This window comes from Leeuwenhoekiella sp. W20_SRS_FM14 (genome assembly GCF_052119605.1).
In the GTDB taxonomy this organism is placed as follows: domain Bacteria; phylum Bacteroidota; class Bacteroidia; order Flavobacteriales; family Flavobacteriaceae; genus Leeuwenhoekiella.
The window spans coordinates 550027-572559 of record NZ_JBGQOK010000002.1 but is presented as its reverse complement, the minus strand read 5'-3'; the positions used below and the strand labels follow the sequence as shown (position 1 = coordinate 572559).

Annotated in this window: 18 protein-coding genes; 9 read left to right on the top strand and 9 right to left on the bottom strand. The window is 36.4% G+C overall.

Going from position 1 to position 22533, the window contains the following annotated elements:
* Nucleotides 1-88: 88 nt before the first annotated feature.
* The 3 genes from ACEN25_RS06015 to ACEN25_RS06005 all read right to left on the bottom strand — a co-directional run bounded on the left by ACEN25_RS06015 (nt 89) and on the right by ACEN25_RS06005 (nt 3472).
* Complete coding sequence (locus ACEN25_RS06015) at nt 89-1552, bottom strand: magnesium chelatase (protein WP_441802122.1); 1464 nt, start codon at nt 1550-1552, stop codon at nt 89-91.
* A 23-nt stretch (nt 1553-1575) separates the two neighbouring features.
* Complete coding sequence (locus ACEN25_RS06010; protein WP_441802121.1) at nt 1576-2697, bottom strand: vWA domain-containing protein; 1122 nt, start codon at nt 2695-2697, stop codon at nt 1576-1578.
* A gap of 175 nt (nt 2698-2872) precedes the next feature.
* Nucleotides 2873-3472: a fasciclin domain-containing protein gene (locus ACEN25_RS06005; RefSeq protein ID WP_441802120.1), complete on the bottom strand. Its 600-nt coding sequence runs from the start codon at nt 3470-3472 to the stop codon at nt 2873-2875.
* Nucleotides 3473-3652: 180 nt separating this feature from the next.
* Between ACEN25_RS06005 and ACEN25_RS06000 the strand changes: the two genes are divergently transcribed.
* Nucleotides 3653-6877, top strand: coding sequence for a WD40/YVTN/BNR-like repeat-containing protein (locus ACEN25_RS06000; protein ID WP_441802119.1), 3225 nt, complete (start codon nt 3653-3655; stop codon nt 6875-6877).
* 70 nt (nt 6878-6947) lie between these two features.
* On the opposite strand, the gene ACEN25_RS05995 is transcribed toward ACEN25_RS06000, so the two are convergent.
* On the bottom strand, nt 6948-7925 hold the full coding sequence (locus tag ACEN25_RS05995; protein WP_441802118.1) for an App1 family protein: 978 nt from the start codon (nt 7923-7925) through the stop codon (nt 6948-6950).
* 64 nt (nt 7926-7989) lie between these two features.
* Here ACEN25_RS05995 and ACEN25_RS05990 point away from each other — a divergent pair, with 64 nt between their 5' ends.
* The 6 genes from ACEN25_RS05990 (at nt 7990) to ACEN25_RS05965 (ending at nt 14048) form a co-directional block, all read left to right on the top strand.
* The gene (locus tag ACEN25_RS05990) at nt 7990-8865 is read left to right on the top strand and encodes a diacylglycerol/lipid kinase family protein (RefSeq protein ID WP_441802117.1); all 876 of its coding nucleotides are present in this window, start codon (nt 7990-7992) and stop codon (nt 8863-8865) included.
* Between the two features lie 105 nt (nt 8866-8970).
* On the top strand, nt 8971-9558 hold the full coding sequence (locus tag ACEN25_RS05985) for a superoxide dismutase family protein (RefSeq protein ID WP_441802116.1): 588 nt from the start codon (nt 8971-8973) through the stop codon (nt 9556-9558).
* An 88-nt stretch (nt 9559-9646) separates the two neighbouring features.
* Nucleotides 9647-10177 carry an RNA polymerase sigma factor gene (locus ACEN25_RS05980; RefSeq protein ID WP_441802115.1) on the top strand — a complete coding sequence of 177 codons (531 nt, stop codon included), beginning with the start codon at nt 9647-9649 and terminating at the stop codon, nt 10175-10177.
* A 1-nt stretch (nt 10178) separates the two neighbouring features.
* Entirely contained in the window at nt 10179-10988 is an 810-nt protein-coding gene (locus ACEN25_RS05975; protein ID WP_441802114.1) for an anti-sigma factor, read from the top strand.
* A 451-nt stretch (nt 10989-11439) separates the two neighbouring features.
* The gene (locus ACEN25_RS05970; RefSeq protein ID WP_441802113.1) at nt 11440-12645 is read left to right on the top strand and encodes an LETM1-related biofilm-associated protein; all 1206 of its coding nucleotides are present in this window, start codon (nt 11440-11442) and stop codon (nt 12643-12645) included.
* A 74-nt stretch (nt 12646-12719) separates the two neighbouring features.
* Complete coding sequence (locus ACEN25_RS05965) at nt 12720-14048, top strand: DUF2254 domain-containing protein (RefSeq protein ID WP_441802112.1); 1329 nt, start codon at nt 12720-12722, stop codon at nt 14046-14048.
* On the opposite strand, the gene ACEN25_RS05960 is transcribed toward ACEN25_RS05965, so the two are convergent.
* The 5 genes from ACEN25_RS05960 to ACEN25_RS05940 all read right to left on the bottom strand — a co-directional run bounded on the left by ACEN25_RS05960 (nt 14045) and on the right by ACEN25_RS05940 (nt 17129).
* Nucleotides 14045-14803, bottom strand: coding sequence for a LytR/AlgR family response regulator transcription factor (locus tag ACEN25_RS05960; protein ID WP_441802111.1), 759 nt, complete (start codon nt 14801-14803; stop codon nt 14045-14047). The genes ACEN25_RS05965 and ACEN25_RS05960 overlap by 4 nt on opposite strands.
* A gap of 41 nt (nt 14804-14844) precedes the next feature.
* Nucleotides 14845-15180: a 2TM domain-containing protein gene (locus ACEN25_RS05955; RefSeq protein ID WP_441802110.1), complete on the bottom strand. Its 336-nt coding sequence runs from the start codon at nt 15178-15180 to the stop codon at nt 14845-14847.
* A 17-nt stretch (nt 15181-15197) separates the two neighbouring features.
* Entirely contained in the window at nt 15198-15512 is a 315-nt protein-coding gene (locus tag ACEN25_RS05950) for a 2TM domain-containing protein (protein WP_441802109.1), read from the bottom strand.
* A 102-nt stretch (nt 15513-15614) separates the two neighbouring features.
* Complete coding sequence (locus ACEN25_RS05945) at nt 15615-16952, bottom strand: 2TM domain-containing protein (RefSeq protein ID WP_441802108.1); 1338 nt, start codon at nt 16950-16952, stop codon at nt 15615-15617.
* A 12-nt stretch (nt 16953-16964) separates the two neighbouring features.
* Nucleotides 16965-17129: a hypothetical protein gene (locus ACEN25_RS05940; RefSeq protein ID WP_441802107.1), complete on the bottom strand. Its 165-nt coding sequence runs from the start codon at nt 17127-17129 to the stop codon at nt 16965-16967.
* 225 nt (nt 17130-17354) lie between these two features.
* On the opposite strand from ACEN25_RS05940, the gene ACEN25_RS05935 reads away from it, so the two are divergent.
* Both ACEN25_RS05935 and ACEN25_RS05930 read left to right on the top strand, forming a co-directional pair.
* Nucleotides 17355-21020: a hypothetical protein gene (locus ACEN25_RS05935; protein WP_441802106.1), complete on the top strand. Its 3666-nt coding sequence runs from the start codon at nt 17355-17357 to the stop codon at nt 21018-21020.
* Between the two features lie 91 nt (nt 21021-21111).
* Nucleotides 21112-22530, top strand: coding sequence for an MBL fold metallo-hydrolase (locus ACEN25_RS05930; RefSeq protein ID WP_441802105.1), 1419 nt, complete (start codon nt 21112-21114; stop codon nt 22528-22530).
* Nucleotides 22531-22533 lie beyond the last annotated feature (3 nt).

Below are 22533 nucleotides of genomic sequence, written 5' to 3'. Positions count from 1 at the left end.
CTTCGATTACAGAAGTACTTCTATTATCTCATTAAAAAACCCCGCTAAGTAAATTTAGCGGGGTTTTTAATTTTAAGTTTTAATAAGTCTAAAGACCGTTTATGTAACTACCGTATAAATCTTTAAAACGCATCCCTTCAGACATACGGTATTTGCTTAATTTCTTAAACTCTACCAGTGCCCAAAGAATGAACTCTTTCATAAAGTACTGATCTTTTTTATCAAGATCTGCCTGGTAGGTATTTATAAGTGTTTGCAAAGGCGCGACATCATCTAGCATCTTTTTATATTCCGCTTCATTTAAATCGTCAAGCAATTCAAAATCGGTTTGATCAAAAAACCAGGCTATAATGGGGTCGTAGGGGTTATTTTCATTCTGTTTTTCGAGCTTTTTAATTTCGGGGAAATAACTAATAAATAAAGTCTTTATCGCATCTCCTATCAAGGTATGTGCTACAGAAGCTGCTCCCTCCTGCTCTCCTTCGTAAACTAACTCTACCTTACCGGTGATTGCAGGTATCATTCCCATAAAATCTCCCAGACGTACAGTCGTGGTCTCCTCGCCTGCCAGTAATGCTCTGCGTTCTGCAGTACTTAGAAGATTCTCGTAAGCAGTAATGCTCATACGTGCACTCACCCCACTTTTAACATCTATATATTCACTATCACGGGCCTCAAAGCTTATTTGCTCTAAAAGATCTTTTGCTAATGAGGGTACATAAATCTGCTCTTCATTACGACCGTCTCTGCGTGCTTCTTGCTGCGTTATGGTGCGCGCTATCTCTATAGTTTCAGGATAATGTGTAAGAATTTGAGAACCTATACGATCTTTTAACGGTGTTACAATACTTCCTCTATTTGTATAATCTTCAGGATTTGCAGTAAATACAAACTGAAGATCTAAAGGCAAACGCAATTTAAAACCACGTATTTGTATATCTCCTTCCTGTAAAATATTAAACAAGGCTACCTGAATACGAGCCTGTAAATCTGGTAATTCATTAATAACAAAAATGCAGCGGTTTGCACGAGGAATCATCCCAAAGTGAATCACGCGATCATCTGCATAACTTAGTTTTAAATTAGCAGCTTTAATAGGATCTACATCCCCAATTAAATCTGCTACGGTAACATCTGGAGTTGCTAGCTTTTCAGCAAAACGATCGTCTCTGTGAAGCCAGTCTACTTGTGTATCGTCTCCTTTTTCATTAATTAATTCTTTAGCATAACGCGATAAGGGATTAAACGGATCATCATTTAATTCTGAACCTTCAACAACAGGTACCCACTCGTCTAACAGTTGAACCATTAAACGTGCAAGACGTGTTTTTGCCTGCCCTCTTAAACCCAATAAATTAATATTGTGCTTGGAAAGAATTGCGCGCTCTAATTCTGGTATTACCGTATATTCATAACCATGAATACCTTCAAAAGAGTTTTTTCCTTCTTTAATATTTCTAAGTAAATTTTGACGAAGCTCATCTTTAATACCACGACTGGCATAGTTTGCTTTCTTTAACTCACCTAATGTTTTAATAGCTGGTTTGCTCATAGTCTTTTCTTTATTTCCTTTTTCTAGCGTATTTTCTTTTTTCTATTAGTCTCATAATCTTCAAAAATCATTTCTCCCAGTCCTTTAAGGCCTGTGTAAAATGCTTTTCCTTGATTAGCTTCAGTAAACTGGCGTACAAACTGCATCAGATACGGGTCTTGTGCAATCATAAATGTAGTTATAGGTATTTTAAGTTTACGCGCCTGGCTGGCCTGGCTGTAACACTTATTTACTATATATTCATCTAAGCCCACACTGTTCTTATAATAACGACCGTCTGCTTCACGTATACAACTAGGCTTACCATCTGTTATCATGAAAATCTGCTTATTGGTATTACGTTTACGACGCAAAATATCCATAGCGAGTTGCAAGCCGGCAACGGTATTGGTGTGGTACGGCCCTACCTGCAAATACGGTAAATCTTTAATTTTAATAGGCCACGAGTCATTACCAAAGACAATAATATCAATAGTATCTTTAGGATAGCGGGTCGTAATCAATTCGGCGAGAGCCATCGCTACTTTTTTAGCAGGTGTAATGCGATCTTCGCCATACAAAATCATACTGTGACTGATATCTATCATAAGCACCGTACTCATTTGCGCTTTATGCTGAGTTTCTTCAACAATAAGATCTCTTTCGGTTAAATCAAAATTACCCATACCATTATTGATCTGAGCATTTTTGAGACTTTCCGTCATAGAAACCCGTTCAAGACCATCACCAAAACGATACTCCCGGGTTTCACCAGTATGCTCATCGCCATTACCTACTCTATTGGTTTTATGGTTTCCTAAACCACCACGTTTAAGCTTACCGAAGATTTGATCTAGAGCACGTTGTCGTATTGCCTGCTCTGTTTTAGCAGTAATTGATAAAGAACCTTTTCCGTCAAGTTCTAGTTCTTCTTTGAGATAGCCTTTATCTTTAAGTTCCTGCACAAAATCATCTAATGTATAATCTTCATTAGTTAATTTATATTCCTTATCCAATTCCTTAAGCCAGTCCATTGCCTCATCAAAGTCTCCCGAAGTATGCGTTATCAGCTCTTTAAAAATTTCAAAAAGTTGATCAAACAACGACTGTTCGGGGGCTTCGTAAGTTTTAAAGACAAATCCCTTACGTATATTTTGTTTTTTCATAGCGACTTAAAATTACGGAATTTTAGACTTTTGACCACGCCCAGAATAGAAAAGCTAGACTTAAAAATTAGCCAATTTTAGAATAAGTTTAGACGTTTAAAACTAAACGGGATTACACTAAAAACAAAAAAACCCTTCATTGCTGAAGGGTTTTATAAAGGACTTATATATAGTCTTACATTTTTGGCATCACAACTGCATCAATTGCGTGTATCACACCATTTGAAGCATCTACGTCTGCCATAACAACTTTTGATTTGTTACCATTAGCGTCAGTAATAATAACATTGTCACCATCTAGAGTAGCAGTTAACTCACCACCTTGTACAGTTTTGATCACAAAACTTCCGTTATTATCATTAATTGCTTTAACTACATCTGCAGCCATATACTCTCCAGAAACAACATGGTATTTTAAAAGACCAGCTAATTTCTCTTTGTTTTCAGGTTTTGTCAAATCCTCTAATGTACCTTCAGGTAATTTATCGAATGCATCATTAGTAGGAGCAAAAACAGTAAAAGGACCAGCACCGTTTAAAGTCTCTCCTAATTCTGCAGCTTGTATAGCCGTTACAAGAGTTGTAAAGTTCTCATTGCCCATTGCTATAGTAGCGATAGTTTGTTGCTCTGGCATTTCTTCTTCAGTAGTTGCTTCAGCTTCCATAGCCATTTGCTCTTCGGTCATAGCTTCATCAGCTTCTTTGTTTTCATTGTCTTTGCAAGAAGTAAAAGCTAAAGTAGCAAGTACTGCCATACTTAAAAATATCTTTTTCATAAGTGTTGTTTTAAATTTTAGTTGCTCAAAAGTATAATGAATTTCTCAAGTTTTTACGTTCAGGTTTATAAGCTTCTGTTAATTGTATTTTTTTTATGTTAAGATGACCTAAAAATGCAAATCAGATCAATATTTTTAAGTTTTCCTTAACTTAGAAAAAAATTCATCATATTTTAAACTATGAAAAAAACACTACTACTCTCCTTTTTAGCATTGTCACTAGGAATGTCTGCCCAAAAAGTAAATCTCTATTTACTCAAAAATATAAAACCACGTAGCGTAGGACCTGCCGGAATGAGTGGCCGTATTACATCAATAGATGCGGTTACTGCAAACCCAGATATAATTTATGCAGGAGCTGCGAGTGGTGGTATCTGGAAATCAACCTCGGGTGGCGTAACCTGGAAACCGGTTTTTGAAAACGAAGCAACCGCTTCTATAGGGGCTGTTGCAATTCAACAGTCTAATCCAGCTGTAGTTTGGGCCGGTACAGGAGAAGGAAATCCCCGTAATAGTCTAAATGGTGGTTTTGGAATTTACAAAACTCTTGATGGTGGTAAAACCTGGAAATGTATGGGGCTTGAAAATACCCGTCATATATATAGAGTACGTATTAACCCAACAAATCCTGATATGGTTTATGCCGCTGCAATAGGATCGCCCTGGGGCGAACACGAAGAACGCGGTGTTTACCGCACGCAAGACGGAGGTAAAAGCTGGGAGAAAATTCTTTATGTAGATTCTAAAACTGGAGCTGGTGAACTTATAATGGATCCTACAAACCCTAACAAATTAATTGCTGCAATGTGGCAACACAAGCGCGACCCCTGGTTTTTTAATAGTGGTGGTCCCGGGTCTGGCTTGTATATTACCTATGACGGCGGTGATACGTGGAAAGAGATTACTTCTAAAAACGGGCTGCCGGAAGGCGATTTAGGGAGAATGGGACTGGCAATTGCCGCTAATAAACCCAATATCGTCTATGCATACATAGAGTCTAAAAAGAATGCCTTATACCGTTCTGAAGATGGTGGTGAAAACTGGAAAAAAGTAAATGATAATACAGATGAAATAGGAGATCGCCCTTTTTATTATGCAGAAATTTACGTCGCCCCTAATAATGAGAATAGAGTGTATACCGTTTTTACCTACATAAATGTATCTGAAGATGGTGGTGCCAGCTTTAAAGAACTTATGCCTGCCTATGGAGTTGAAAATGGTGTTCACCCAGATCATCATGCGTGGTATATACATCCTACCAACCCTGATTTTATGATAGACGGGAATGATGGCGGACTTAATATTACACGAGATGGTGGTAAAACGTGGCGCTTTGCTGAAAATATTCCGGTGGGTCAATTTTACCATATTGCTGTAGATAACGAATTCCCCTATAATGTTTATGGCGGTATGCAGGATAACGGGAGCTGGAGAGGTCCCGCATATGTTTGGAAAGATCAGGGAATACGGAATGCTTACTGGCAGGAAATCTCTTTTGGTGATGGCTTCGATGTAGTTCCAGATAGAGACAATTCACAATACGGGTGGTCTATGAGCCAGCAAGGTTTTGTAAGCAGATACGACTGGGTTACAGGTAACAATTATTCAGTACGACCTACACACCCGGATCCTGAAGTTGAACTACGCTTTAACTGGAATGCAGCAATTAATATCGATCCGTTTGACAACAGCACACTTTACTTTGGAAGTCAATTTGTACATAAATCAACAGATAAAGGACTAACCTGGGAAGTTATATCGCCAGATCTCACCACTAATAATCCCGAAAAGCAAAAACAAAGTGAAAGTGGTGGATTAACGATGGATGCTACAGGAGCCGAAAATCACACAACAATTCTGGTTATTGAGCCTTCTCCTGCTGAAAAAGATATGCTCTGGACTGGTTCTGACGATGGTAAGGTATTTTTTACTACAAATGGTGGTAAGAACTGGACTGATGTTTCAAAGAATATTAAAGGGCTACCAGAAGGCAGCTGGATTGCACAGATTAAAGCTTCAGCCACCAAAAAGGGTGAGGCGCTACTCGTTGCAAATAATTACCGAAGATTTGATTACAAACCGTATGCATATCGCACTACAGACTATGGTAAAACCTGGAAAAGTATTGTAGATGTTGATGATGTAGGTAGCTATACACTCTCTATATTAGAAGATAAAAAAGAACCTAATCTTATGTTTTTGGGTACAGATGATGGCTTGTATATCAGTTTTAATGCCGGTACAGATTGGCAAAAATGGACAAACGGCTTCCCTACTGTTCCTGTTAAAGATATGGTGGTTCAGGAGCGTGAAGATGATCTTGCCATTGCAACTTTTGGCAGATCAATCTGGGTTTTAGATGATCTTAAACCCTTACGCGCACTAGCGGGCAATAAAGATTTAATCGCTAAAATGAGTAGCTCAGAAACACCTACTCTTGAGGTTTTCCCTCCTGCCGTTGCCTATCAAAACGCTTCACAGCAACCTATGGGAAGTAGATTTGGTGCAGATGCTACCTTTAATGGCGAAAACCGAAGCAGCGGCGCTCAGATAAAATACTTTTTTAAACCCAAAAAAGACGAAGCAAAGAAAAAAGAAGATGTAAAAGAGAATATTGAAGATGAAGAGATTTCTGAAACTGCTGTAAAGTGGGATAGCATCACACTAACTATCTACGATGGTGAGCGTCTTATTAGATCTTTAAAAACAAAAACTCCAGATAGTGCAGGTACGTATAGCATCCGCTGGTATATGGATGAGAAAGGCAGCGACAGACCTTCGCGTACACTACGCAAGCGTACATCAGAATCTGGCGGAGTTTCGGTAAAACCAGGAACTTACAAAGTGGTGCTTAACTATGGTGATCTAAAAGATAGTCAAACCATAACAGTTAAAAGTGACCCGCGTTTAGATATTTCAGCAAATGCTATAAATGAAATATATGCTGCTGAAAAGAACCTGGAAGAAATGATTCAGGTTTCGGCAGATGCTGTAAAACAACTTGTTGAAAGTAAAAATATAGCAGATAACTATATATCAGATTTAAAGAAACTCGATAAAACCAAATACAAAGTTCAGATTGATAGTTCAAAAGCCATTACTAAAAAAATAGATGCTCAAATCGCATTATTCTTAGGTAAGGAAGACGATAGACAAGGAATCACCAGAAATAAAGAAGTCACGGTGCTTAACCGTATTTATTCGGCTCGTGGCTATGTAGGAAGCAGGCCTAACGGCTTAACTAAGACTGAAAATATTCTAGTTACTCAGGCAAAAGAAGAATTGACTCAAGCTTTAGCTGCTGTTAATACCTTTTTTAATGAAGACTGGAAAACTTATAAAGCAGAAATGCAAAAGCTAGAACTTGATCCTTTTAAAGAAATTGAAACGTTTGAGTTTAACTAACCTGATTATTAATTTATATAAAAGCCCGGAAGCACAATACTTCCGGGCTTTTTTTACAACCTGATGAGTTTCAATTTTTGATAATTCCCACTTCTTTAGAATGTGAAATAGCCTGATTACTTTTTTTAAAATAACATGTCGCTACTTGCAGGCGTTCCATTTTAGAGAGTGCCTCTTGTACTTTTACTTTTTTAGAGCGTCTGGTTTGTCTTAAATAAACAGCCCTAATATTCTTAGGAAAGGTTTTACAGATACGCTCATAAATAAACGCATCTTGTTGTGAGTCGTCACCCAAAAGCACGTATTGCTGTTTTGGATAAAACGAAATTATATCCTTTATTTTTACAAATTTGTGATCGTGATCTCCGCCTCCTGTCGTTAAGAAATCTGAGATCCCGGTTTTGATATCCTTCAATTTTATTACAGCTTTAGGTAACCGCTGTAATTTTGTAAACTGTACGATAAAATCATACAAATTCCATTCGCTACTTGACACATAAAAAAAAGAATTGCTTTGTCCCTCTGCTTTATGCCCGCTGTTACTTAAAGCGTCATAATGTTTAACAACGTCTTCAAAAGTTTTTCTTTTATTCACATTACGCGCCAGCATCACATAAAGTTTTTTAAATAGGTTTCCGCTATGCGAAATCAAAAAAGTATCGTCTATATCTGAGATAATACTTAGTTCGCTTTCAAAAGGCTTTAGCAAATCTGCCTTCTCAACAATTCCGTACGTTGCTTCTTCGGGTTTGCAACTCACCTCATACTTGTGCCAGCCACTTTCCAGACTATCGGTAAATGGAACCGTAAATCGAAAATACCCGTCCTGCATGGTCAACGTTGTAATGTCGAGGTTTTTAAACTTAAGTCGTACTTCAACATCTTTTAAGGGTGAAATTCTAAACATATGAAGTACAGAAAAGGCATGTTTAAAACCTTTACGATCTACCTGATATTTATCTGGAGCCCAGGATTTAAACACATGTCCAAAAACAATGAGTTCACCTTCATTTACATAACCTCTATATAATTGTAAATCTAGTTTCACTATTGGTAGTTTGTTAACGTTTTCAGGTGTTCAAAATACCTAATTTTAAATCGAAATTTACTTAATGAAAGCACAAAAGACCATTCTCCTTGTCATTAATCCCATTGCGGGAGGTACAGACAAAAAGCCCATTATTGAGGCTTTTAAAAATCACGTTAATGATAACGGGAATACTCCTGTAGTCTATGAGACCACTGGTGATGATGATAATGAGGCTATAAATAAACTTATTGAATTACATCAAATTGATAGGGTACTCATTTCAGGCGGTGACGGTACTATACGCGAAGTGGCCGAAATTTTAAAAACAAAAGATTTAAAAATAGGTTTACTCCCTTCGGGCTCTGCAAACGGATTAGCTTCTAATTTTAATATTCCTGAAAAATTACAAGATCAGCTTAACATCGCGCTGGGTAATAATTATATAAATCTTGATATTATAGAGATTGATAAAATTACCTGTTTGCACATCGCAGACTTAGGTGTCAATGCAAAATTGATAGAAAATTATGAAAAGTCTGAAATACGTGGCAAACTAGGCTATTTTTTACAAGCTATACCTACTCTATTAAATTCAGATTATCCTTTTGATGTTGAAATTTATGCTAATGGTAAACATTATAAAGAACAAGGTGTTTTAGTTGCAATCGCCAATGCTAATAAATTTGGTACCGGGGCAAATATTAATCCCAAAGGCAAAATGGATGACGGTATTTTTGAAGTTTTAATTTTTAAAAATTTAAGCGTCAAAGGAATTATTGAAACCTTTTATGATGACGCAGCGCTCAATCCAGATTTTGTAACTGTAATCTCGTGTAAAGAAGCTGAGATAACCTGTAAAAAGCCAATAGCTTTTCAAATTGATGGAGAATTTATAGGTGAAAAAACTTCAGTAAAGGCAATTATGACTCCGCATCATTTATGTATTGCGATTCCCTAACAATTAACATCTTCTTAATACTTTTGTTAAGCTATATATAATTCTTTGGTAGGCGTTATTCAATCCTTTACTTTAGTACTCTACTAAACAATCAAAATTATCATTATGAAAAATTACGCAATACTTTTTTCACTTGCTTTAGCTTTAGGTTTTACATCCTGTAAAAACGACAATAAAGACAAAGAAACAGAAGAATTAACAACAACTGAAACTACGGAGGCTGTACAAGAAGCACCAGCAGTTAAAAAAATTACGGTAAAATTAGATTCAAAAAGTGGTAGTACTGCAGAGGGGTCTGCTGTATTTAAAGAAGAAGATGGTAAAGTTACGATGACAGCTGTTTTTGAAGGTCTAGAACCGGGAATGCACGCAATACATATTCATGAAAATGCAGACTGTTCTGCAGACGATGGTACATCAGCCGGTGGTCACTGGAACCCTACTAAGGAGCAACATGGTAAATGGGGTGATGCTGCAGGTTATCATAAAGGAGATATAGGTAATTTTCAGGCAGATGAGAATGGAAACGGTACAATCACTATGACAACAGATGAGTGGTGTATAGGTTGTGAAGATAATATGAAAAATATCGTAGGTAAAGGTTTAATTGTACACCAGGGTGCAGATGATTTTAAAAGTCAGCCTAGTGGTGATGCAGGAGCTCGTGTGAGCTGCGGTGGTATCATTGAATAATACAAGCCTTAATATATAATACTAAAAGCAGCCAGATGGCTGCTTTTTTAGGTTTTATTTAATACATTTAAACCAACTAAATTTAGCTATGCAGCCAGACGATTTAATACTGAAATTACAACAAAGAGATGAAAAAGCGTTTGAGCGTTTATACAGTCTCTACTCTCAAAGCATTTTTGGAGTTATTAATAGTGTTTTACACGATACAGAAGCTTCAGAAGAAGTTTTACAAGATGTTTTTATTAAAGTATGGGACAATTGTGACTCCTATTCTTCAAAAAAAGGGCGTTTTTTTACCTGGCTTCTCAACATAGCTCGCAATGCGGCTATAGATAAGACACGTTCTAAGTCATTTAAGAATCAAAAGAAAAACCTCACACAAGAATATTTCGTAGATATAATTGAAAGCAAGAATAGCTTTTCAAACAAGATGGATGCTATAGGAATTAGCAAGTACATTAAGACATTAGGTGAAGAATGTAAAAAGGTTATTAATCTATTATTTTTTAAAGGTTATACCCAGAAAGAAGCTTCAGAAGAGCTTAACATGCCTTTAGGTACTATTAAAACCCGTAACAGACTTTGCATTAACAAATTAAGAGAAATATTAGTAGAGTAAGATGAATATACAAGAATATATAGATTCTGGAATCCTCGAATTATATGTATACGGGGCTTTGACTTCACAAGAAAGCGAAGAAGTATCAAAGGTACTTATGCAATATCCTGAGGTTGAAAGTGAAGTTTCAGAAATTGAAGAAGCTTTGCAAAGCCTCGCAACGGCAGCTGCACCTTACAATCCTGAAGAAATGTTAGCTGCTATAAAAGCAAAATTGCGTAATCATAATGGGGTAATACAACTTCAGCCTACAGCAGCAAGCAAACGTACTAAGCTTATCTCGTTTATAAGTGTGGCGGCTTCGCTTATCTTTTTAATAGGAATATTTGTTCTCTTAAACAGAACAAACAACTTACGCCAGGAGTTGAGAGTTGCTGAAGCTCAAAAAGCGATAATGGAGACTAAAATGCAAGATGCTGAAAATTCATTACAACAGACTAAAACTATTTTAGCTGTAATAAGAGATCCTAAAGTGACTAAGGTTCCTTTGGCAGGTCAACAAGTTGCCCCAGATGCTTACGTAAATGTATTTTGGGATAAAGATCAGAATAAAGCATATATAGATGCAATGGGATTACCAGAACCTCCAGAAGGTATGGTTTACCAGGTGTGGTCCTTAAAACTTGATCCGTTAACTCCTACGAGTATGGGACTATTAGATGACTTTAGCGCAAATGAAAACAAGGTGTTTACATTTGATAATCCAAATGAGTCACAAGCCTTTGGGATAACATTAGAACCTGCAGGTGGTAGTGATACCCCTACGATGGAACAACTCTATACATTAGGGGTTGTTAGTACAAATGCTTAAAACTCATCGTTAATTCAATAAAAATGCCTCTAAACAACTAGAGGCATTTTTTTATGTTTAAAACCTTCAAAAAAAGGGCATAAAAAAAGAACCACCTGCCTTCTCCAAAACATGGTGGTTCTCCAACTAACAAAAAATCCAAAAAAACTAATCAACTAACCAATTGATTTCCTTTCCTTTTTCATATTACCCCCCGATAAATCGAGAAACTGGATTTTTACATAGTAAAAAGTTAAATGCCCAATTTAACTTATTCACTACATTTACGTAAAAGAAAAGCGTATGGTTTTGTAGAATCTAAACTTTCTGCTAATAATACTGTTAAAGTTTTTTAGTTGAGTTGCTCTAGGTATAAATCCTGGATAAGCATCCTTCTTAAAAATAATTAAGTGGTTTATTATCAAAACTTTAAGCTGAACAAAACCAAATTGAACTTTATAAATAGAATTGTATGAATCCCTCATCTCCCGGATGGATTACAAAACATCAATCTGTAATTAAAAAATTGCTGCACGCAACAGAACCTAATTCTGATGTTCTTTACAGTCAACTTTTACAAACCGGCTTTATTTATGGCGTTTCTGTAACAACACTGAGTTATGGTACTAATGAACCTTTACAGTGGACGGAAATTGAGCGTGCTAAACTCAACTTCTTTGACTGTTTATACTATATCTATTTTAAACACAATAGAGACGATACCCATTTTTATGCGGCTGTGATAGACTTCTACTCGCAGATTAACCCTAAGGAGTATCAGTATTTCAGCAGTTTTAAAAACCCTAAACCCAATTCCGCTTCATTAGAAAAAATCATACAGGAGCGTATACAAACTAATGAGCCTATTCTTCAGAAAAACTTTAGCAATGTAATTACTAATGCACTGCTATTTCTTGACGTTATCGCTTTTGATTATTTTTTGAATCAAGGAGAGAACAGCATTGCATTTGCTCAGGAATTAGAGGCAACGCTAATGAATACAATTTGGCTCGCGCTAATGCAAAAAGAAGAGAAAGAGCATTACGACAAACTGCTCCTCAAGTTATTTGAGAAATCACTGCGGTACACGCGTAATTTAATGCGAGAAGTACAAAGTATTGAAGATTTACCCTTAGTTCACTTCCCAAAACTTACGCAACGCAGATATTTGTTAGACCTTGCAGCGCTTGCCATTTGGGATGATGCCAAATTAGATTATACAGAATATCTCTTTCTTAAGAATTTTGGTAAATTACTGGAGTTGCCTACAGAAACTATTAATACTTCGGCAACCTATATACATGAATTTATTGTTAAAAACCGAAAGAAAATATCATACCTCAACTATAGTAATCCGGTAAAACACTTTTACAATCAAACCAGTCAAACCGTTAAAATTCTAATTCTTAGAAATAAAAAACGCTTAATACAGGAGCTTTCAGAAAGTAAAGATTTAGTTATGTTACTCAGCCAATCAACTTTTAGAGATTTAAGCAAAGCTGAAAAGAAAAGAGTTAAATCACAACTCTTAAGTATCTGCAAAAGCATACCATCTCTTGCAATTTTTATACTTCCCGGAGGTGGTATCTTATTACCACTGCTTGTTAAATTTATACCTGAGTTATTACCCAGTGCATTTAACGAAAATAGAATAGACTCAGATTTTGATGAAAACTAACATTTAGTGTCTGTAGGTGTTAAGAGAATACAAATAAGACTGTAGGTTAAATAATTAAATTAGAAATTCGTTCAATGCGTCAACTTGTTACAAAAATCAAACTCTTTATTGTCAATCTCACCGGAAAAATAGGCTTTTATCCTTCTGTTATCGCTTTAATAGGTCTAATTGCCGGTTTTATTATGCTTTATGCAGAAAGCCGTGGCATTTCAGGTTTTCTTATAGAGCATGTTCCTAACCTTGTCATTAATGATGCAGATACCGCAAGAACACTACTAAGTACCTTCATTGGAGGAATTATCTCTCTTATGGTTTTTAGTTTCTCTATGGTTATGATTCTTTTAAACCAGGCATCAAGCAATTATTCCCCACGTATTTTACCCGGACTTATTTCTAATAAAAAGCATCAATACGTTTTAGGGTACTATATAGCCACACTTATTTATTGTATCCTCATTTTATTAAGTATTGAACCTACAGAAAATAAATACCAACTTCCAGGATTTTCTGTACTGGTAGGTATTGGTCTTAGCATGCTTACACTTGCCCTATTTATCTATTTTATACATTCAATTTCTGAAGCCATACAGGTTAACCGTATTGTTGAAAATATTTACAGCAAGGCAAAATCACGACTTGATCAGATTATAGCGAAATCTGCAAATATCTCAAATCACCCTGATTTTCCTGATACCAGTGACTGGCAGGAAATACGAATAGACAAAACCGGCTACCTGCAAACAATAGCTATTGATACGCTACTTGACATTTGTAAAGAGAAAGACTGCAAAATACATATTATGCAACCTAAAGGGACATTTATACTTAAAAACATCCCAATAGCACGCTGTTCTATAGATCTAAATGATGATTTTAAAGAGCAGGTGTTGTCTTGTTTTGGGTTTTCACGTAGCGAAATTGTAACTCATAATTATGTTTTGGGTTTTAAACAATTAACAGAAATCGCAATTAAGGCAATGAGTCCTGGTATTAACGACCCCGGCACGGCTATTACCTGTGTTGATTACCTTTCAGAACTCTTTGCATTACGCTTAAAAAAAGAAGATTATAGTTTTATACGTAATGAAAATGACGAGGCAGTTATAAGTCTACGTACTTTAAATTTTGAGGAACTCATCTATTTTGTTTTTGTGCCTCTGCGCGTATATTGTAAACATGATGTGATAATGCTGCATAAAATGTTAACAGCATTATACTTTCTACTGCAGGTAGAAAGCGTAATTAAAAATGTAGATCAAACCCTCATCAGGGAAGCTAACCTTATTCTGGAAGATGCAAAAAAAGCCATTGACAACCGCACAGATTTAGAAGGTATATTTACCATCGCCAAAAAAATACAGGCTGTAAATAACACAGATGTAGCTGTTCTCAGCTTAGATTAAGAAATCCACAGTTTAAAATCCTTGACGCGCTCCCTACTTACAATAATTTCTAAATCATCAGCAGATTTAAGTTTTATTTGCAAACGCGAATTGGTATAGCTAATGATATCTTGTATCGCCTGTACGTTTACAAAATACTTTCGGCTTACTCTAAAAAAAACATCTGGAGCAAGCTCATTTTCTAAAAGTTCTAGTGTAGTGTCTAGAAGATAATCGCGTTTATCTAAAGTACGCGCATACGTGCCTTTGTTTTCACTGTAAAAACACACTACATCTTCAATAGTAATCATTTTAAGATGTTGCCCTATCTTAACGGTAAAACGCTTTTTATATTCGCGCTCAACCGGATTTACACCTAATAATTTGCGTATATCGTCAAAGTTAAGTTTAACATCCTGAGTTGTAGTATTCTGTTTTCTGAATTTTGTTACCGCCGCTTCAAGCTCTTCATCATCTATAGGTTTTAATAAATAATCTATACTATTCAGTTTAAATGCCTGCAATGCATACTCATCATAGGCTGTTGTAAATATGATTGCACTTGTAACGTCTACAGCATCAAAAATCTCAAAAGACAATCCGTCACTTAATTGAATATCTAGAAAAATGAGATCTGGATGTTTATTTGAAGAGAACCAATTTACTGCTTCCTCTACAGAATTTAATTGTGCCTGTACATTTAACGCTAAAGCTTCAAGCATTCGCGTGAGTCGGCGTGCTGCGGGTTTTTCATCTTCGATGACGAGTACATTCATAGTTTAAAAAATGGTTCTATAATTTAAATTGTTCTGTATCATTATTCCCAACGATCTAAAGAAGAAACACGCTCTTCTTCACGTTTTAGATACTCTTCTATTTTACGATTTTCCCATTGTTTGTAATACGATTCAAAGAATCTTCCGTGTTTAAGGTAAATGGAATAGCCTACAAGACTTAAACCATAACCAACTACCATACACACAGGTGACCAAAATGGAATGTATTGACTAAATCTACCTCCGTCAAAAGCACCCAGACAAAAAGCAACATAAAGTGCAGATATGATAATATAAACAGGAATATGATTGTATAAATTTTTAAGCTGTTTCACACGGTTTACAACTTCTTTGTAGGTTTTGTCTTGATCTTTCATAATATGCGAAATTTTAGTTATTCCCAACGGCCCATATTAGATTGTGACTTTTCTTCACGCTCCATAAACTCCTTTATCTTTCGGTTTTCCCAATCTTTACTTACAATAGGGTTCCAGTTAAATGCTTTAGCTGCTTGAAACAATAAACCTACTCCCCATCCTAAAGCTGCCCAAAGAAACCAGGGGTACCTAAAATTGTTTGTATAATAATTAAGTGCTGCTAAAGCTCCTATTACAAGCACATAACTCATAAGGCTACCGTAAAATTTCTTGATTTCTGCTACTTGTTCTTTAGCTTGCAAGTATCTGTTTTCTTTGTCAAAATTTTCCATTTTATTTTGTTTTATTGTTTATACTGAAACAAATTTGCTGCGATTTCAGGTTAAATTCAATTTCAAATTACCCGATTGTCATTTTAAGTGACTCAACTGTAATTACTTTCTTTTTTGTTGATCCATCAACTGTTTAATTTTTCGTTCTTCCCAGCTTTTACCTAATAGAAAATTCCAGTTAAAAACATCTGCACCATGAAAAAATACCCCTAACCCCCAGCCCAATGCCGGAAAAATAGCCCAGGGAAATGAGCCACTGTACAGGTTTAAACCTATTAATATGGGTATAATTAAACAGTATAGACCAAAGTTTATATAAAAGCCCTTTAACTTTTCTACGTGTTCTTTAGCCATCGCATATTTCTTTTCTGAGAGGTAATATTCTGTATTCATAACCGGTTGTTTTAATTGGTGAGTGAGTGTGGGTATTTTAATTATAAACGCTGTTTCAGTAGTGTTAATTTGAACAGTTCGTGATGTTAATAACGCATAGCGCTGTTTGATATTTATAAGTCCTACACCACTGCTCTTTGACATTATTTTTTTAGGCTGAAGATTATTTTTTACTATGAGATAGTTACCTACTTCTTCAATAGTAATATGGAGTTTATGCTGGTCACTAACAACATTGTGTTTAACGGCATTTTCTAGTAGCAGCTGCAAAGCCAGTGGCACTACTTTAGCATCAGGATTAATAACGTGTTGTGGCATAGTAAACACAATACTATCTTCGTATCGCATCTTAAGCAAGGTCATATAGGTTTTAGCAAATGCAAGTTCTTCTTCAAGCGAAATAAGCTCCTTATTCTTTTGTTCTAATACATAACGATATACTTTAGAAAGCGAGGTGGTAAACTTTTGTGCCTGCTGCGGATTTTCTTCAATTAAACTGGTGAGAACATTAAGACTATTAAACAAAAAATGCGGATCTAATTGATTCTTTAATGCATCAAACTGTGCCGATGCAGTACCAGCGATAATTTTCTGCTCCTTTACCTGCCGGTCTTTTTTATACCGGTAGTAAAAGAAAAAGTAGAAAATTAGATTACAAACAAGCGCGATAAAAAGAGGCATCCAATATCCTGAATAAGACTCCTCCTGTACAAATTTTATAAGATCTATTTCCTGTGTTACAGACTTAAGAAACATACGTATTAAAAAAATACCAAAAACAGTAACTACAAGACTTGCCGTTATGGCTCTAATTTGATGCTTATACGAGTACAAATTGTTTAAATTTTTACCATAGTAATATTTAAAAACACTCATATTAAGTAGATACAACACCACTGAATACACCATACTTTGTGCAAAATCTTCAGCTAGTGTTCTATTAAATAACAAGGCATTTCCGCCTCCTAGATGAATGATTAAAAAGACAATATAGATAGCAATTCCTACTATAACAGCTTTTCCTAATTCCTTTAAAAAATTGGTCATACTTAAATTTTGTTAGGGTAATCTTAATGATATTTCCCCCGTTTTAAAGTTATTACAATCTCCAGAACTCTCGTAGACTACTTCAGTCACTAATTCATTTAAAACGTTTTGCGCATAGCCCTCACGAGTAGTTACTAATGTAGATTGTGGCATTGTTGATAAAGCAATTGCATGCACTAGCCAGATAAATAATTTAATCATAACTGTTCAAATTTTTGATTAGACACCTCAAAGTTTCTAATAAGATCAGCATTCAATAAATCTGTCTTACTCAATTGTTGATTTTAAATGCCCAACTGTAAACTATTAAGGTACTAGTGAATAACGTTAACAATTACACAAAAACTTTAAGCGTAGAGCAGATTTAATAATTTTGCTCAAATACGCATACATAGCCCCATAATGAAACAGAAACTACATACCTATTCCCTACTGCTAATTGCTGCATTTTTAATTTATTCCTGCGCCAGTAAACGCACGCAATTTCTCGATTCAGAATTTAAAATAGGGGTTTCATCTATAGACACTACTGCTTACCGAAGCGTTTTTCTACTAGGAAACCTGGGCTCTAGCAAAAAAGGACCTAATAGAGACCTTTTGACTGGTTTTAAAAATTTTCAAAAGGAAAGAGCGCATCAAGACGATTATCTGATGATTCTGGGAGATAATGTTTATGCTAGTAAGCTAACCGAAGATAATAATGAAGAGCAGCTTAAAGATGTAATTGAATTAATTGAAGACTTTAACGGAAAAACACTTGTGATTCCCGGTGAAAATGAATGGAACGATCACGGTGTTGCAGGTCTTGAGAAGATTGAAGATTTTATAGAAAAGAAAATGGGGAAAGACAACCATTTTCAACCAGAAAATGGGTGTGCTATCGAAACGATTTCTGTAGATGAGGAAACCGAAATAATTATTGTAGATTCTCAATGGTATATCGAAGACTGGAGTAAGCACCCGGGTTTTAACGACAAATGTGGAATTAAAACGCGCGCACAATTTTTGACTATTTTAAAAGATGAGGCGCGTAAAGCACGACATAAAAATGTGCTTCTGGTGATGCACCATCCCTTATATTCTAACGGAATTTATGGTGGTGAGATGAGTACCCGTGCTTTATATAGACCTTCTGCCGAAAATGCTTATATACCTGGTGCCGGCTTCATTTGGGCTTTTGCCCGTACACAGGGCGGCATATCAAAACAAGATCAATTTAACCCGTTAATGAATAGCTTGATGCAGGAGCTTAAAACGATGGCTATAGATCTTCCCAGACTGTTTGTACTTTCTGCACACGAGCGCTCTATGCAGTATATAGAAAACGGTTCTATACGCCAATTAATAACAGGCACAGGAAGTAAAACCGAATATGCAAGATTGGGTAAAGACGGCTTATTTGCTTCGGTAGAACCGGGATTTTCAGAAATACGTTTGTTTAAAGATGGTGCCTCAACAGTACATTTTTATACCTTAAATACTCAAAAACAAATCGTCGAGACTTTTTCAAAAGAAGCGTTTTTAAAACCAAAAGCCTACCCTGTAGATTCGTTACCCGTAACATTTCCGAAGACAAAAAAAGCACGTATTTATCCTAAAGAACTGGTTGAAGTTTCTAATAAATATGAAAAAAAATGGGGTAAACATTATAGAGATTTATATGGTGTTGAGATTGAGGCTCACGTTGCACTACTCGATACACTTTATGGCGGTCTAAAGGTTGAACGTGCCGGTGGCGGACATCAAACGCAGTCATTACGACTGGTAGACAAAGACGATAGAGAATACAATATGCGGGCTTTAGCTAAAGATCCATTTGCATTTTTAAAATCTTCTGGCTATGATGATCTGGATGCTCAGGTATATTTTAAAGGGACCTTACCTGCTCGCCTTATTGAAGATTTCTACACCGCATCACATCCTTATGGCGCATTTGCAATACCTAAACTTGCAGGCGCTGCAGACCTCAACCACACCCATCCTAAGGTATTTTATGTACCTAAACAGAAAGAATTAGGTGATTTTAATGAAACCCACGGGGATCGCCTATATATGATTGTAGAAAAGCCTGACGCCGATTTTAATGGGGATCATATGTTTGGTTTTAACGAAGATGTTGAGAGCACCACAGACCTATTTGAAGCCATACGTGAAGATGAAAAGAATGTGGTTGAAGAAAATGATTACATACGAGCACGAGTTTTTGATATGCTTGTGGGAGATTGGGACCGTCACGAGGACCAGTGGCGCTGGGCAGAACGTAAAGACAGTGCAGATGTAGCAACATATATTGCAATACCCCGCGATCGCGATCAGGTGTTTTCAAAATTTGATGGTAAAATTATCAAAATGCTTCAAAAATTTATGGCAAGTACCCGCGAACTCGCTAATTACGGTCCAGATATAGAATTTATTGAGAAGTTTAGTGAAAGTGCAATCACGTTAGATCGCGCTATATTGCAGAAAAGCACAAAAAAAGAATGGCTAGACGCTGTTGATTACATTCAAAAACAAATTACTCCTGAAGTGGTTGCAAAAGCTTTTGCAGACATTCCTGACGAAATTCAAGATGAAGATTGGTTGCAACTACAAGATGATTTGCTAAAGCGCAAAAGCAACCTTAAAGACATCGTTGAGCGCTACTATGCATTCTATATTAAGTTTCAAACACTCAAGGGAACAGATAAAGATGATCATTTTTATATTACCCGCAATGATGATGGCACAACGCGTATAAAAGCAGTTAGAATTGAAGATGATCAAGATGGGACTTTGCTCTTTGACCGCACATTTAATCCTCAGGAAACTGCCGAAATATGGATTTATGGTCTTGATGATGATGATGTTTTTACAACAAATGGTAACGGAAAAAGCAGCATTAAATTAGTTATTGCAGGTGGGCTTGATGACGATACTTATGATCTTAAAAATGGAAATAATCTAACCATATACGATCAGCCTAAAGGCAATAAAATAGAATCTAATAATGGGGCTCGTATTCGTTTTAGTTCGGTTTATGAAAACCATATTTATGACACAGAACGTCGTCCCGGAGAGGCAAAAAAAATAGGTCTGGAGTTACCCTATAATCCAGACTGGGGAGTGGCACCACATTTACGATTTGCACGTCAAAAATTAGGTTTTGAACGCAACCCGTTTACCTCACAATTTGTCTTAGATGCGCAGTATTTTTCACTTACGCAGGCAGCAATTTTTAAAGCCGAAGTACATTTTGCAAATATTTTTCCGGAGTGGAATTTTAAAATTTCTAGTCTTGCAACAACAAATAATTATACAGAAAACTTTTTTGGCTTCGGAAATGAAACTTTAAATGATGCCACAAATTTTGATTTTAACCGCATCAATATGCAGAAATTTGAGGGCGGCGCAGGCGTGTATTATAACGGTGAATATGGTAGTTCATTTGAAACCTTTCTTAAGTTTCAAAAATTTGTACTTGATCCTTCACTTTTAATAAATACAGCTAACAATCTCATTAATAATGAATATGCTACCGTTAGCGCAATTTATTCCTACAAGAGCATAGACAACATAAATTTTCCTACACGAGGGATGTTTTTTGAAGCTTCGGGGTATTATAGTGATAACTTAAATTCTGCTGAGACCGTTTTTGCTGCAGACCCCAAAATCACTTTTTGGAATGCGATAGACAGCTCAAGAGATTTGGTTTTAAAAACACAGGTTGACGGGCAACTGCGTTTTGGTAATGACATTCCATTTTATCAGGCGGCTCGTTTAGGAGGTAGTTCCGGTTTGAGAAGTTACCGTCTAGATAGGTTTACAGGAGACCAATCGCTTCGTGCTTCCGCAGATATTTTATATCAATTTAAACCCTTAAAAACCGCTCTTTTTCCCGTACGTTCACACCTGTTTGCAGGTTATGATTTAGGTCGCGTATGGCTCAATAATGAAGACTCAAAAATGTGGCATACCAGTTATGGAGGCGGTCTTAATTTTAGTATAGGTGCATTTTTAAATAGTAGCTTTAGTTACTTTACAGGTGATGAGGGTGGCCGCTTTCAATTCGGGTTAAAATTTGGTGCTTAAACAAAAAAATCAATTCTGTTAAATCAATGTAACACGAGTTACCCAGATACCACAACAGGTGCCTTATCTTTGTAATAGAAAATTAGAACAGATGAACATAGAACAGATTTATACCGGTTGTTTAGCTCAGGGAGCCTATTACATAGAAAGTCAGGGCGAGGTTGCCGTTATTGACCCACTTCGGGAAGTAAAACCCTATATCGAGCGCGCAGAAGCAGACAATGCAAAAATCAAGTATATTTTTGAAACTCATTTTCACGCAGATTTTGTTAGCGGGCATGTAACACTCGCTAAAGAAACGGGTGCGTCTATTATTTATGGCCCCAATGCAAACCCTACTTTTGATGCAGTTATCGCAAAAGACAATCAGGAATTTAAATTAGGTGCTATTACTATAAAAGCGCTTCATACGCCGGGACATACTATGGAGAGTACTACCTACCTTCTTATAGATGAAAATGGAAAAAATCACGCTATTTTTAGTGGAGACACTTTATTTTTAGGTGATGTGGGACGTCCTGATCTGGCTCAAAAGGCTAAAGAATTAACTCAGGAAGATCTTGCCGGTTTTTTATACGATAGCTTACGCGAAAAAATTATGCCTCTGGCAGATGATGTCATTGTATATCCTGCTCACGGCGCAGGCTCTGCTTGTGGTAAGAATATGATGAAAGAAACCGTTGACACGCTGGGAAATCAAAAGAAGGTAAATTATGCCTTGCGTGCAGATATGACTAAAGAAGAATTCATTAAGGAGGTTACAGATGGTTTATTACCGCCTCCCTCTTACTTTCCGCTTAACGTAAAAATGAACAAAGAAGGCTACGACGATATTGATGATGTAATAGAACGCGGTACACAGGCTTTATCTCTAGATGCATTTGAAACTGCAGCAAATGAAACCGGCGCCGTTATTCTAGATGTGCGCAATCAGGCTAGTTTTGCTGAAGGCCATATCCCCAGATCTATATTTATAGGTATAGATGGTGGTTTTGCTCCCTGGGTAGGTGCTCTTATTGCAGATACCGCACAACCTATTTTACTAGTTGCAGAAGAAGGTCGTGAAGAAGAGACAATTACGCGTCTATCTCGAGTAGGATTTGATGGGACTATAGGATATTTAAAAGGCGGATTTAAAGCCTGGGAAGCTGCTGGCAAACAAACCGATCACGTAAAATCTGTTACAGCTACCGAGTTAGAAGCTGCTGTACTCGCTGATAAAAACACCTCTGTTTTTGATGTAAGGAAGCCGGGCGAATTTGAAGCAGAACACTTAGAAATTGCATCAAGTACGCCCTTAGATTTCATAAATAAACACTTAAGTGAATTCCCAGATACTGAAGAATTCTATATTCACTGTGCAGGAGGGTATCGCAGTATGATCGCAGCAAGTATTTTAAAAAGCCGCGGAATTCATAACTTAGTAGATGTGCAGGGTGGTTACAAAGCTTTAAAAGAAACCAACTTAAAAACAACTAACTTTGTATGCCCTTCAACTCTTAAAAAATAAAAT

What these genes read in the sequence shown, in the direction of transcription:
- ACEN25_RS06015 (WP_441802122.1), bottom strand. Translation starts at nt 1,552, where the DNA reads ATGAGCAAACCAGCTATTAAAACATTAGGTGAGTTAAAGAAAGCAAAC.
- ACEN25_RS06010 (WP_441802121.1), bottom strand. Translation starts at nt 2,697, where the DNA reads ATGAAAAAACAAAATATACGTAAGGGATTTGTCTTTAAAACTTACGAA.
- ACEN25_RS06005 (WP_441802120.1), bottom strand. Translation starts at nt 3,472, where the DNA reads ATGAAAAAGATATTTTTAAGTATGGCAGTACTTGCTACTTTAGCTTTT.
- ACEN25_RS06000 (WP_441802119.1), top strand. Translation starts at nt 3,653, where the DNA reads ATGAAAAAAACACTACTACTCTCCTTTTTAGCATTGTCACTAGGAATG.
- ACEN25_RS05990 (WP_441802117.1), top strand. Translation starts at nt 7,990, where the DNA reads ATGAAAGCACAAAAGACCATTCTCCTTGTCATTAATCCCATTGCGGGA.
- ACEN25_RS05985 (WP_441802116.1), top strand. Translation starts at nt 8,971, where the DNA reads ATGAAAAATTACGCAATACTTTTTTCACTTGCTTTAGCTTTAGGTTTT.
- ACEN25_RS05980 (WP_441802115.1), top strand. Translation starts at nt 9,647, where the DNA reads ATGCAGCCAGACGATTTAATACTGAAATTACAACAAAGAGATGAAAAA.
- ACEN25_RS05975 (WP_441802114.1), top strand. Translation starts at nt 10,179, where the DNA reads ATGAATATACAAGAATATATAGATTCTGGAATCCTCGAATTATATGTA.
- ACEN25_RS05970 (WP_441802113.1), top strand. Translation starts at nt 11,440, where the DNA reads ATGAATCCCTCATCTCCCGGATGGATTACAAAACATCAATCTGTAATT.
- ACEN25_RS05965 (WP_441802112.1), top strand. Translation starts at nt 12,720, where the DNA reads ATGCGTCAACTTGTTACAAAAATCAAACTCTTTATTGTCAATCTCACC.
- ACEN25_RS05960 (WP_441802111.1), bottom strand. Translation starts at nt 14,803, where the DNA reads ATGAATGTACTCGTCATCGAAGATGAAAAACCCGCAGCACGCCGACTC.
- ACEN25_RS05955 (WP_441802110.1), bottom strand. Translation starts at nt 15,180, where the DNA reads ATGAAAGATCAAGACAAAACCTACAAAGAAGTTGTAAACCGTGTGAAA.
- ACEN25_RS05950 (WP_441802109.1), bottom strand. Translation starts at nt 15,512, where the DNA reads ATGGAAAATTTTGACAAAGAAAACAGATACTTGCAAGCTAAAGAACAA.
- ACEN25_RS05945 (WP_441802108.1), bottom strand. Translation starts at nt 16,952, where the DNA reads ATGACCAATTTTTTAAAGGAATTAGGAAAAGCTGTTATAGTAGGAATT.
- ACEN25_RS05935 (WP_441802106.1), top strand. Translation starts at nt 17,355, where the DNA reads ATGAAACAGAAACTACATACCTATTCCCTACTGCTAATTGCTGCATTT.
- ACEN25_RS05930 (WP_441802105.1), top strand. Translation starts at nt 21,112, where the DNA reads ATGAACATAGAACAGATTTATACCGGTTGTTTAGCTCAGGGAGCCTAT.